Genomic DNA, 12,586 nt, shown 5'->3' with positions numbered 1-12,586 from the left:
TTACGGGGCTTTCGGCTGGTCTGCAAGCCGCGGTTTCAGTAAGGATGGCGTATCAGATAGCGCCGCAAACTACGGATCAGTCTTGTGAATTGTTTGGAATACCATAATATGGTCTGCATCTGAGGGGCGGCCAGAGAGTCCCCCCGGTTTGGCTTCATACAACGATAAGAACAGACAAACTCGAGTTCATGCATATGTCCCAGATGTCCCGGCAAGATCCGTTGATCGAGAACCATACGGTCGACTACGTCCCACTCGCGGAACGCCACGGGAAGGCCCGCGACCTATTCACCCTTTGGTTCAGCACCAACATTGCGCCACTGCCCATCGTCACCGGCGCCATGGTGGTTCAAGTGTTCCATCTCGATTTGCTTTGGGGGCTGCTGGCGATTGCGCTGGGGCACATGATTGGCGGCGTGATCATTGCGCTGGCCTCGGCGCAAGGCCCGCGCATGGGCATTCCGCAGATGGTTCAGAGTCGCGGCCAGTTCGGCCGTTATGGCGCGCTGTTAATCGTGTTCTTTGCCGCACTGATCTACATTGGTTTCTTTATTTCCAATATCGTCCTGGCGGGCAAATCCATCGTCGGCATCGCGCCGTCGGTGCCGGCGCCGTTGAGCATTCTGATCGGTGCACTGGCAGCTACGGCGATCGGTGTGATCGGCTACAACTTCATCCACACGCTGAACCGTATCGGCACTTGGGTGATGGGCAGCGCGTTGTTGGCGGGGTTCATCTATATCTTTGCCCATGACTTGCCGGCGGATTTTCTCACTCGCGGCAGCTTCAACTTGTCCGGCTGGCTGGCAACGGTGTCGCTGGGGATCATCTGGCAGATCAGTTTCTCGCCGTACGTGTCTGACTATTCGCGTTACTTGCCGGCGGACATTGGCATTGCCAAACCATTTTGGGCGACCTATCTGGGCGCGACGCTGGGCACGATTCTGTCGTTCAGCTTCGGCGCCGTTGCCGTGTTGGCGACCCCGGAAGGTACTGAAGCGATGGTCGCGGTCAAGCAGTCGACGGGTTGGCTCGGGCCGATTCTGATGGTGCTGTTTCTGCTCAACATCATCAGCCACAACGCGCTGAATCTGTATGGTGCGGTGCTGTCGATCATCACCTCGATCCAGACCTTTGCCAGCCAATGGACGCCGAGCATCAAGGTGCGCGTCGTGTTGTCGAGCGTGGTGCTCGCGGGTTGCTGCGTGGTAGCACTGGGTGCGTCGGCGGATTTCATTTCCGAGTTCATTGGTTTGATTCTGGCACTGCTGTTGGTGCTGGTGCCGTGGGCGTCGATCAACCTGATCGACTTCTACCTGATCAAGCGCGGGTGCTACGACATCACCTCGATCTTCTGCGCCGATGGCGGGGTTTACGGGCGCTTTAATCTGCACGCGATCATTGCTTACTTCATCGGCATCCTCGTGCAGTTGCCGTTCGCCAATACCTCTCTGTACGTCGGCCCTTACGCCAATCTGGTCGAGGGCGCGGACTTGTCCTGGCTGGTTGGACTGGTGGTCACCGTGCCGTTGTATTACTGCCTGGCCACACGCGGCCAGACACAGCAGAGCAGGGCGGCAAGGCTGGGTTACACCGACTGAGCTGATCCGCTTCACGACAATGCCCGGCCATTCGCCGGGCATTGTTGTTTCCGCATCCCGGCGGTCAATCAAATTGGCCACATCGATCCCCTTTTGGCCCATCCCCTACTGTGCTCCAGCTACGCTGTCAGCAAGAATCAAAACCATAACCAGACGCTGAACCTTTTTTACCCTTGGCTACCTTTACAGCCGCTGCCGTGTACAGAACATAAAAACCATCGAACTCACGCTGCCTTTTGGGGAACAACCATGGTCACGATGAAACGCATTCTGGGTGCCACTGTGTGTGGGCTGTCGCTGTTGGCCGGCGCGGTCCAGGCCGAGCAACGCGAACTGCGCGTGTACAACTGGGCGGACTACATCCTGCCGTCCGTGCCCAAGGATTTCGCCGCCAAAAGCGGCATCAAAGTGATTTGGGACACCTTCGACACCAATGAATCCCTGGAAGCCAAACTGCTCACCGGCAACTCCGGCTACGACCTGGTGGTGCCGTCGAACCAGTTCCTTGAAACGCAGATCAAGGCTGGCGTGTTTCAGAAGCTGGATAAATCCAAACTGCCGAACTGGAGCCACCAGGATCCGGAGCTGTTGAAACTGCTGGGCAAGAATGATCCGGGCAACCAGTACGGCGTGCCTTACATGGTCGGCACCGTGCTGATCGGCTTCAACCCGGCCAAGGTCAAAGCGGCATTGGGCGACAACGCGCCGGTGGACAGCTGGGATCTGGTGTTCAAACCGGAGAACATGGAAAAACTCAAATCCTGCGGTGTAGCGATGCTTGATTCGCCGACAGAAATCCTGCCGTTGGCCCTGCATTACCTGGGCCTCGACCCGAACAGCCAGAATCCCGCCGACTATGAAAAAGCCAAGGAGCTGATGCTCAAGGTTCGTCCGTACGTGACCTACTTCAACTCGGCCAAATACATGACCGACATCGCCAACGGCGACATCTGCGTGGCCATCGGTTACTCCGGCAGCTTCTACCAGTTCGGCAACCGCGCCAAAGAGGCGAAGAACGGCGTGGTGGTCGACTGGCGCTTGCCCAAGGAGGGCGCGCCGATCTGGTTCGATACCTTCGCCATTCCGAAGAGCGCGAAGAACGTCGCCGAGGCGCATGAATTCCTCAACAACCTGCTCGACCCGAAAGTGATCGCGCCGATCAGCGACTTCCTCGGCTACCCGAATGCGAACAAGGATTCGATACCGCTGATCAATAAGGAAATCACCGACAACCCGAACCTGACACCGACCCCGGAAGCGCTGAAAAATCTCTACGTCGTGCAGCCATTGCCGCAGAAACTTGAGCGCGTGCGTACTCGGGTGTGGACCAACATCAAGTCCGACAAGTAACAATCACCGCGATCCAAATGTGGGAGCGAGCCTGCTCGCGAAAGCGGAGTGTCATTCAACGTCGATGTTGACTGGTCCGACGCCTTCGCGAGCAGGCTCGCTCCCACAGGGTTTTGTGGTGTGTCATTCGGTGCTGCGTTCAGCATTTCGGGTGATGACAAGGCTCAGCAAAACCGACCCCAGAATCACCCCTCCCACCACCGCCAGCGACCACTCCACCGGCATGTGCAGCCACGGCATCAACACCATCTTCCCTCCGATAAACACCAGCACAATCGCCAGCCCATACTTGAGCAAGTGAAAGCGGTCCGCCATGTCCGCCAGCAGGAAATACAACGCCCGCAGGCCCATGATTGCGAAGATATTCGACGTGAAGACAATGAACGGGTCAGTCGTCACGGCGAAAATTGCCGGGATGCTGTCGACCGCAAACATCAAGTCACTGGCCTCGATCAGCACCAGCACCAGAAACATCGGCGTGGCCCAGCGCACGCCGTTCTGCAGGACGAAAAAGCGTTCGCCATGAAAGCCACTGGTGATGCGCATATGCCCGCGCACCCAGCGCAGCAACGGATTCTTGTCCAGGTCCGGCTGGTGGTCGGCAAACACCAGCATCTTGATCCCGGTGAGGATCAGGAACACGCCGAATGCATACAGCAGCCATTCGAACTGCGACACCAGCCACACGCCGGCAAAAATCATCACCGCGCGCATCACGATCGCCCCAAGTACACCGTACAGCAGCACACGCCGCTGAAGCTCCGGCGGCACGGCGAAGTAGCTGAAGATCATTACGAAGACGAACATGTTGTCGATAGACAGCGATTGCTCGATCAGATAACCGGTGAGGAACTCGAGGGTCTTTTCCCGGGCGATCTCGGCGCCGAACGCACCGTGCAAATACCACCAGAGCAGTGCCGCGAAACTCAGTGCCAGCAAGCACCAGGCGATGACCCAGGACAAGGCTTCGCGCACAGAGACCCGATGCGCCTTGCGTCCACCGAAGACGAACAGGTCCAATGCCAGCATGGCAAGCACGAAGACGATGAAAGCGCCCCACATCCACGGTTCGCCGATATTGATGTTTGTGGCTGGCATGTCACGCTCCCTGTCTATTCTTGGATTGGGGTCAGACGAGGCCATGCTAGCGACGAGTTTGCAGCAAAGAAAAATCGTTTATTTCTGCGCAACAGTTCGATAAAAACGAAGTATCTGCCCTCGTTAACAGCTCGGGCACTCTTTACGGAGCAAATTTTTCAGCGATGAATACCGACATTCTCGAACCTCAAGCGGTGTGCAGTCCGATCACCAGCAGCGCGATTTTCATCGTCGCGACGCTGAATGCGGGGGCTGAAGCCGCGCAAACCGTGAAAGACTGGTGCGGCGATGTCGCCGGGCTGGTGCGCTCGGTGGGCAAGCGTGTACCGACAGGCAATCTGACCTGCATTTGCGGCTTTTCCTCGAACGCCTGGGATCGCCTGTTCGGCCATCCACGGCCAGCGGCGCTGCATGGTTTTCGCGAGTTTGGCGGGGAAGGGCGCCACGCCCCTGCGACACCTGGCGATCTCCTGCTGCACATCCGCGCCGATCAAATGGACCTGTGTTTTGAGCTGGCCACACAAATCATGGCGGCCCTCGGCGATGCGGTGACCGTGGTCGATGAGGTGCAGGGTTTCCGCTATTTCGACATGCGCAGCATCATCGGATTTGTCGACGGCACGGAAAACCCGGTCGGGCGCAAAGCGCTCAACTTCACCATCGTCGGTGACGAAGATCCGGGTTTCAGCGGCGGCAGTTACGTGCTGGTGCAGAAGTACCTGCACAACATGACCGCGTGGAACGGTTTGAGCGTTGAAGCTCAGGAGCGCGTTATCGGGCGCACCAAGCTCTCCGATATCGAACTGGATGACGCGGTCAAACCGAGCAACTCGCACAGTGCGCTGACCACCATCACCAACGCAGACGGTGAGGAAGTGAAGATCCTCCGCGATAACATGCCGTTCGGCCGGCCGGGAGCAGGGGAGTTCGGTACCTTCTTCATCGGCTACGCGCGCTCGCCCGAGCCGCTGGAGCAGATGCTGGAAAACATGTTTGTCGGCAAGCCACCGGGCAACTACGACAAGTTGCTGGATTTCAGCACGGCCGTGACTGGGAGTCTGTATTTCGTGCCGTCGGCGGATTTGCTGGAAGAACTGGCGGATCGCTGATCAGCGAAAAAACTCCCCCGGTGTTTCGCCAAACTGCTGACGAAACGCCGCGATAAACGCCGACGTCGAGTCGTAACCACAGGCCAGTGCGACATCGGTAACCCGTTCACCTTTCTCCAGCGGTGTCAGCGCACCGAGCAGGCGCAAGCGCTGGCGCCAGGCGCGGAATGTCAGGCCGGTGTCGCGCAGAAACAGGCGCGTAAGGGTCTTTTCGGTGACGCCGAACTTCTCGCTCCAGTGGCTCAGCGTGGTTTGCTGTTCCGGATGGTGTTCCAGGCTCTGATAGATCTGCTTCAAGCGCGCGTCTTGCGGCAACGGCAGCATCAGGTCGATCTGCGGCGCCTCGGCCAGTTGATCGAGGATCACTTGAGCGAGGCGTCCATGCGGGCCGCTCTGGTCGTATTCCACCGGGACCTGACTGAACGCGCGGATCAGTTCCCTGAGCAGATCGCTGACGCCGAGTACGTGACAACGCTCGATTGCCCATCCGGCAACGCTGCAATCGATGTACAGGCTGCGCATTTCCGTGTGCGGCGAGCTGAATACCCGATGCGGCACACCGGCCGGGATCCACACGGCACGCTCTGGCGGGGCGACAAAGCGGCCGGCGCTGGTCTGGATTTCCAGCACCCCCTGAATCGCGTAGGACAACTGTACCCACGGGTGGCTGTGGCGTCGGGTCAGGGCGCGATTGGGTAGCGATTCGGTGCGCCCGTAGAGTGGACGCGGCAGGCTGGGCAGCCCGGGAATGCTGCGGCGCACGCTCTTGTCATGTCCTTTAGGCGGCATCTTGTGGCCCTTCGGCGTTAGTCGGTAATTGGCAGTCACGTTAGAGTCGTCGGCACGCACTGGCAACCCCCGGATGAACCGACCATGACCCGCCCACGTTTTTTGCCCGATAACTTCACTCTGACGCTGATTGGCGTCGTGCTGCTGGCCAGTTTTCTACCGGCCAGCGGCCAAGTCGCCGTCGGCTTCGGCTGGCTGACCAACATCGCCATCGCCCTGCTGTTTTTCCTGCATGGCGCCAAACTGTCCCGCGAATCGATCATTGCCGGTGCCGGCCACTGGCGCCTGCATCTGCTGGTGTTTGGCCTGACGTTTGTCCTTTTCCCGTTACTGGGCCTGGCGCTGAAACCGCTGCTGTCACCGCTGATCGGCGACAAGCTTTATATGGGCATGCTCTACCTGTGCGCGTTGCCGGCCACGGTGCAGTCGGCGATCGCGTTCACCTCGCTGGCCCGGGGCAATATTCCGGCGGCGATCTGCAGCGCGGCGGCATCGAGCCTGTTCGGGATTTTCCTCACGCCGCTGTTGGTGACGCTGCTGCTCAACGTCCACGGTGATGGCGGCTCAACCCTCGATGCGATCCTGAAAATCAGCGTGCAATTGCTCCTGCCGTTCATTGCCGGGCAGATCGCCCGTCGCTGGATCGGCGCGTGGGTGGGGCGCAACAAGAACTGGCTGAAGTTCGTTGATCAGGGTTCGATTCTGTTGGTGGTTTACGGCGCGTTCAGCGAGGCGGTCAACGAAGGTATCTGGCATCAGATTCCGCTCATCGAGCTGCTGGGGCTGGTGGTGGTCTGCTGCATTCTGCTGACGCTGGTGCTGTTGGCGTCGACGCTGTTGGGCAAGGCATTCGGCTTCAGCCAGGAAGACCGCATCACCATTTTGTTCTGCGGTTCAAAAAAGAGCCTGGCCACCGGCGTGCCGATGGCGCAGGTGTTGTTTGCCGGCAGCACGATTGGCGTGCTGATCCTGCCATTGATGCTGTTCCATCAGATTCAACTGATGGTCTGTGCGGTGCTGGCTCAGCGCTACGCCAAGCGCCCGGAATCGGTGCCAGAGCTGATGGCGCAAGTCGATCCATGATCACCGCAGATCAGACGATGTCGTCGATCAGGATATGCGACAGCCCTTTGCTGCACTGCTCGATCCTCGCCTCGACCTGATAGACATCGCGCAGCATCTGTTCGGTGATCACCTCATTGCTCGGGCCGCTGCCCTGACTGGTGCCATCAGCAATCACCAGCACCTGATCGGCGAAGCGCAACGCCTGATTCAGATCATGGATGGCAATGAACACAATCACCTCGCGTTTGCGCGCGAGGCTGCGCATGAAGTTCAGCACCTGCACTTGTCGATGCATGTCGAGGGCGCTGGTCGGTTCGTCCATCAGCAGGATTTCCGGTTCGCGCACCAGCGTCTGGGCGATGGAGACCAACTGCTGCTGACCGCCGCTGAGTTCACCAAGGTTACGGAACGACAGCCCGGTGATGCCCAGTGCGGCGAGAATCTCGTCGACCAGTTTCAGCTCATCATCGTGGACCACCCAGCCTGGCGTCAGCTGCTTGCGCGCCAGCAGCACCGATTCGTACACCGTCAAACGCGCACTGGCGTTCAAGCCTTGCGGCATGTAACTGATGCCGCTCGGGCCTTTTTTCGAGTCCTGCAAAATCACCTGCCCGGGGCCATCGATCAGCCCGGCCATGCGTTTGAACAGGGTCGATTTACCGGCCGCATTGGGCCCGACCACGGCCACCACCTGACCGCCAGAAAACGTCGCCGTCGAGACACCACGAATGATCTCGCGCTGACCGTAGCGCGCGCCCAGATTGTCCAGTTGCAGCGTCACCATGAGTTTTTCTTCCCGCCGAGAATCAGTGAAATGAAGAACGGCACGCCGATCAGCGAGGTGACCACGCCGATAGGGAAAATCGCACCGGGGATCAGGGTCTTGCTGACCACCGAACTGGCCGAGAGAATCAACGAACCGGTGAGCAAGGAGGCCGGCAAAAAGAAGCGCTGATCTTCACCGATCAGCATGCGCGCGATGTGCGGACCGACCAGACCGATGAAGCCGATGGTGCCGACGAAGGCCACGGGAAACGAGGCGAGCAGGCTGACCATGATCAGCGTCTGAAAGCGCACGCTGCGCACGTTGATGCCGAAACTGGCAGCCTTGTCGTCGCCCAGGCGCAGGGCGGTCAGGGCCCAGGCGCGTTTGGCGAAGATCGGCAGGGTGATCAGGATCACCAGGCAGATCACCCCGAGTTTCGGCCAGGTGGCTTTGGTCAGGCTGCCCATGGTCCAGAACACCACGGCGGCGACGGCTTGTTCGGTGGCGAAGAACTGCACCAGCGCCAGCAGCGCATTGAAGGTGAACACCAATGCGATGCCGAGCAGTACGATGGTTTCGGCAGTGACGCCACGACGCATGCTCAGAAAGTGAATCAACAGCGCCGAGAGCATGGCCATGATGAAGGCGTTGAGCGGCACCATGAATTGCGCGGCCAGCGGGAACAGCGCAACGCCGAAGGCCAGGCCCAGTGCCGCGCCGAAACTGGCGGCGGCGGAAATGCCCAAGGTGAATGGACTGGCCAACGGGTTGTTGAGGATGGTCTGCATCTGCGCGCCGGCCAGCGATAACGCCGCGCCGACGGCCACGGCCATCAACGCCACCGGCAGACGAATGTCCCACATCACCACGCGCACTTGTGGCGAGGCGCTGTCCGGCGAAAACAGGGCGCCGAGCACTTCGCTGAAACTGTAACTCGCCGGGCCCAGTGCCAGATCGAGCAGCACACTGCACAGCAACAGAACCACCAGCCCGGCGAGGATCAGGCGTTTACGCAGCACCAGTCGCCGGTAGGTTTCGCGCTGCACCTCGACGGTGTCGGTCAACGAACTCATGGTTTGACCTCAGGATTACGCAGGCTGACGAAGTAGCCCGACTCATACGGCACGGGCAGAAAACGTTCGTGCAGTTCACGGAAGGAGGCGTCCGGGTCGAGATCGGCAAACAGCTCCGGGTGAAACCATTTGGCCAATTGCTGAATGGCCACGAACTGGTAGGGGCTGTTGTAGAACTGATGCCAGATGGCGTGGAAGGCTTGTTTCTCCTGAGCCTTGATCCCGGCGTAGGCCGGACGCTGCGTATACCACGCGAGTTTTTTCCGTGCCTGGTTCATGTCGGCGCCGGGCCCGACACCGACCCAATGGCCACCGGGTGCAAAGGCTTCCCAGTTGGCCGTGGTGACCACCACGTGCGCCGGATTGGCGACGATGACCTGCTCGGGATTCAACTGGCCGAACGTGGTCGGAATGATCCCCCGGGCGATGTTGTTGCCGCCGGCCATATCGACAAACAGGCCAAAGTTCTCGTTGCCGAAACTCAGGCAGCAATCGTCGGTATAGCCGCCGATGCGCTCGATGAACACGCTTGGACGCGGTGGGTGCTGTTTCTCGATGACGTCGGTGACGCGGTGAATCTGCTGGTTGCGAAAATCAATGAAGGCTTCGGCGCGTTGCTCTTTACCGAACAGTTTGCCGAACAGGCGCATGGTCGGTTCGGTGTTCTGCATCGGGTTGTTGCGAAAATCTACGTACACCACCGGGATGCCCAAAGCGTCGAGCTTCTCGATGTAGCGCGCATCTTCGGTGGCGTGCTGCGCTTCGATATTGAGGATGATCACATCCGGGCGCTGCGAGATCGCTTGTTCGATATCAAAGGTGCCGTCTTCAAAGCCGCCGAAGGTGGGGATTTTGGCAATGCCGGGAAATTTGCGCAGGTAGGCATTGTAGGTGTCCGGGTCGGACTGGATCAGATCCTTGCGCCAGCCGACGATGCGTTCGATCGGATTCTGTGTGTCCAGCGCGGCGAGCAGATACAACTGCCGGCCTTCACCGAGAATGACCCGTCTGACCGGCAGATGCACCTTGACCTTGCGCCCGAGCAGATCGGTCACTTCGGTGCGCGCCGTATCCGCTTCGCTGGCGTTTGCATTGCGCGGCGCCAGCGCAGACAGGCTCAGCAGTCCTGCCAGTAACAGCGCAGCCATCGCGAGGCTGCGTCGATCGAAAATCACCATGGTCAAAGCCTTTGCAAAGGTCAGTTCGGCCAACGGCTCACACCGCTGGCCGGCTGAACGTTTCAGAAATCGACAGTCGCCGACAGTAATAAGGTGCGCGGTGAGCCTTGGGAGAACGCGCCGTAGGAAGCGACGCCCGACCAATACTCGTGGTCGAACACGTTCTGCACGGTGGCGCGAAACGTGGTCGGTCGATCATCGATGCGCGTGCTGTAGCGGGCGCCGACATCGAAGCGGGTCCAGTCATCGAGTTTTTGTGTGTTGGCCTGGTTCACGTACTGGCTGCCGGTGTGGATCGCGCCTCCGGTCAGCGTCAGCCCCTCGACCCATGAGGTGTCCCATTCGGCCCAGAGGTTGGCCTGAACCTCGGGCACGCCGACCGGTTTGTTGCCGCGGTTGGCGGCCACGCCGGTTTTCGTCAGTTCGGCATCGAGCAGGGTCACGCCGCCGAGCAGGCGAGTGCCCGGCGTGACTTCGCCGAACACGTTCAGCTCCAGCCCGCGATTGCGTTGTTCGCCCTGCACCGAGAACACCCCGGAGGCCAGTTCGCCGCTGGGTTTGGTGATCTGAAACAGGCTGATGGTGGAGGTAAACGTGCCGTAGTCGGCTTTGACCCCGAGTTCGTGCTGGCGGGAAACATAAGGGGCAAAGATCTCGCCAGCGTTGGACGCGGTGGAAGGCGCGATGTCGCCCTTGCTCAGCCCTTCGAGGTAGTTGTAGTAGAACGAAACGTGATCCCAAGGCTTGATCACCGCGCCGAACAACGGGGTCGTCCGGCCGTCGTCATAGGACGTGGTCACCACGCCGGCGGCGTTGTAGTTGTCGGATTTGATGTTCTGTTTGCGCAAGCCCAGGGTTACCTGCGCGCGATCATCGAGAATCGACAGCGTGTCGGCAAGCGCCACGCCAGTCAGTTCGCTCTGCGAGACCTTCGGCGTATCCGGCTTGGGAATGTAAGGTTGCGGGCGATCCACCGGGTGATAAATGTTCGACAGGATTGGTGCTCCGGAAATGATCCCGCGCGACAACACATCGCGATAGCGACTGACCTGCACGGTGGTGCGGTGACTGATCGGCCCGGTATCGAAGCGCAGCCGCGCACCGGCATCAACGGTGTAACGCTCGACTTCGAACTTGTAGTAACCGGGGATCGACGAGGTGTCGCCAGCGGCATTGATAATGGTCGGCGTCTGGTCGGACATCCGCGCCACATCGGATTTGCCGCCACCGGCATGGGCGAACACCGTCAATGCGTCGCTGAGGTCATATTCGCCGCTGAGCAGCGCCGATTTGTCACGGGTTTTCGACCAGCCCCAATCCTGACTGACGTTGCTGCGGCCGTTGGCGGCGGAAGGAATGTCCACGCCCGGAGCAATCAGGAACGGCCGCGAAGCGGCGTCGAAGCTTTCTTTCTGGTTGAGCCAGTCGAAGGTTGTGCGCAGGCGTTCGCCCTGATAGTCGAGGGAAATCGCGCCGATGTCGACGTGGCGCGATTGATCGTCGATCGCCGTGTTGCCCAGTTGCGTACTGCCGTTGAAGCGCACGCCAAAACGGCGCTCTTCACCGAAGCGGCGACTTACATCGAGATGGCCACCGGCCTGAGCATCCATGGCATAACTGGCGGTGAAACGGGTCAGGTCTTCATCGAGGGAGCGTTTCGGCACCACGTTGATCACGCCGCCCACCGCGTTGTTGGGTGACATGCCATAGAGCAGGGCACCGGGGCCTTTGACCAGTTCGATGCGCTCGGCGTATTCGGTGAACACGCGGTAATTGGGCGCCACTCCGTACACGCCGTCGAAGGCCAGTTCACCGAGGTTGCCTTCGCCGACGGGAAAGCCACGGATGAAGAACGAGTCGACAATCCCCCCGGTCTGGCCAGTGGAGCGCACCGAAGAATCACGTTCCAGCACATCGCCGACGGTGACGGCCTGTTGATCCTTGATCAGCGCCGAGGTGTAGGTGCTGATGCTGAAGGGGGCGTCCATCACGTCAGTGTTGCCGAGCAAGCCCAAACGTCCGCCGTTGGCCACCTGGCCACCTGCATACACTTCTGGCAGGGAATCGGCGCGCTTTTCGGTGCCGATGATCGATGTTTCATCCAGCGTCACCCGGCGTGGCACCAGCGTGTAGCTGCCGTCGCTGCGTAAGACCATGTCCAGGCCACTGCCGGCCAGCAAGCGATTGACCGCCTCCTGCGTCGAGTAATGACCGATCAGCGCAGGGCTGGTCAGGCCTTCGGCCAGCGAGGGCTGGAACGACAGGGCAATGTTGGCGTCCACGGCGAAGCTCGACAGGGTCGCACCCAGTGGCCCGGCAGGAATGTTGTAGGCACGAACCGCGACAGCGTCCAGTTGCACCGGCACGGCGGCCAAGGCAAACGGGCAAACGGCACCGATCAGGACAAGGCTTAGCAACGCACTGCGAACAACGGGTTTGAGCTGACGTTCCGGGCGCAGGTGGCGTGCGGCAAGCATGGATGAATGAGCCTATGAACAGGACGAAAAGGTGCTTCTCCCCAGTAGCCAGTCGAGATCGGAAAAAGTATCACCGCTGC

At 59.9% G+C, this 12,586-nt stretch carries 10 protein-coding genes; 4 read left to right on the top strand and 6 right to left on the bottom strand.

The window, feature by feature from the left end:
• Positions 1-194: 194 nt before the first annotated feature.
• A complete protein-coding gene (locus tag ACOYXE_RS10665; protein ID WP_405124065.1) occupies positions 195-1,601 on the top strand; it encodes a purine-cytosine permease family protein in 1,407 nt (468 codons plus the stop codon).
• 249 nt (positions 1,602-1,850) lie between these two features.
• Positions 1,851-2,951: a polyamine ABC transporter substrate-binding protein gene (locus ACOYXE_RS10660; protein ID WP_460929111.1), complete on the top strand. Its 1,101-nt coding sequence runs from the start codon at positions 1,851-1,853 to the stop codon at positions 2,949-2,951.
• A gap of 123 nt (positions 2,952-3,074) precedes the next feature.
• Here ACOYXE_RS10660 and ACOYXE_RS10655 read toward each other — a convergent pair whose 3' ends face one another.
• Entirely contained in the window at positions 3,075-4,049 is a 975-nt protein-coding gene (locus ACOYXE_RS10655) for a TerC family protein (RefSeq protein ID WP_460929109.1), read from the bottom strand.
• Between the two features lie 164 nt (positions 4,050-4,213).
• Here ACOYXE_RS10655 and ACOYXE_RS10650 point away from each other — a divergent pair, with 164 nt between their 5' ends.
• Positions 4,214-5,158, top strand: a complete 945-nt coding sequence (locus ACOYXE_RS10650; protein WP_160057395.1) for a Dyp-type peroxidase — start codon at positions 4,214-4,216, stop codon at positions 5,156-5,158.
• Here ACOYXE_RS10650 and ACOYXE_RS10645 read toward each other — a convergent pair whose 3' ends face one another.
• Entirely contained in the window at positions 5,159-5,947 is a 789-nt protein-coding gene (locus ACOYXE_RS10645) for an AraC family transcriptional regulator (RefSeq protein ID WP_160057396.1), read from the bottom strand.
• 84 nt (positions 5,948-6,031) lie between these two features.
• Between ACOYXE_RS10645 and ACOYXE_RS10640 the strand changes: the two genes are divergently transcribed.
• A complete protein-coding gene (locus ACOYXE_RS10640; protein WP_460929107.1) occupies positions 6,032-7,030 on the top strand; it encodes a bile acid:sodium symporter family protein in 999 nt (332 codons plus the stop codon).
• 10 nt (positions 7,031-7,040) lie between these two features.
• Here ACOYXE_RS10640 and ACOYXE_RS10635 read toward each other — a convergent pair whose 3' ends face one another.
• From ACOYXE_RS10635 to ACOYXE_RS10620, 4 genes are all read right to left on the bottom strand, one after another.
• Positions 7,041-7,796, bottom strand: coding sequence for an ABC transporter ATP-binding protein (locus ACOYXE_RS10635; protein ID WP_405124062.1), 756 nt, complete (start codon positions 7,794-7,796; stop codon positions 7,041-7,043).
• Positions 7,790-8,851 carry a FecCD family ABC transporter permease gene (locus ACOYXE_RS10630; protein WP_460929106.1) on the bottom strand — a complete coding sequence of 354 codons (1,062 nt, stop codon included), beginning with the start codon at positions 8,849-8,851 and terminating at the stop codon, positions 7,790-7,792. Before ACOYXE_RS10630 ends, ACOYXE_RS10635 begins: the two co-directional genes overlap by 7 nt.
• On the bottom strand, positions 8,848-10,029 hold the full coding sequence (locus ACOYXE_RS10625) for an ABC transporter substrate-binding protein (RefSeq protein ID WP_460929812.1): 1,182 nt from the start codon (positions 10,027-10,029) through the stop codon (positions 8,848-8,850). The genes ACOYXE_RS10630 and ACOYXE_RS10625 overlap by 4 nt, the downstream gene beginning before the upstream one ends.
• Positions 10,030-10,091: 62 nt before the next feature.
• Positions 10,092-12,506, bottom strand: a complete 2,415-nt coding sequence (locus ACOYXE_RS10620; protein ID WP_460929105.1) for a TonB-dependent siderophore receptor — start codon at positions 12,504-12,506, stop codon at positions 10,092-10,094.
• Positions 12,507-12,586: the final 80 nt, after the last annotated feature.

The sequence above is a fragment of the Pseudomonas sp. MC6 genome (genome assembly GCF_054790575.1).
The sequence above is the reverse complement of the archived record's forward strand: the minus strand, read 5'-3'. Positions and strand labels throughout refer to the sequence as shown.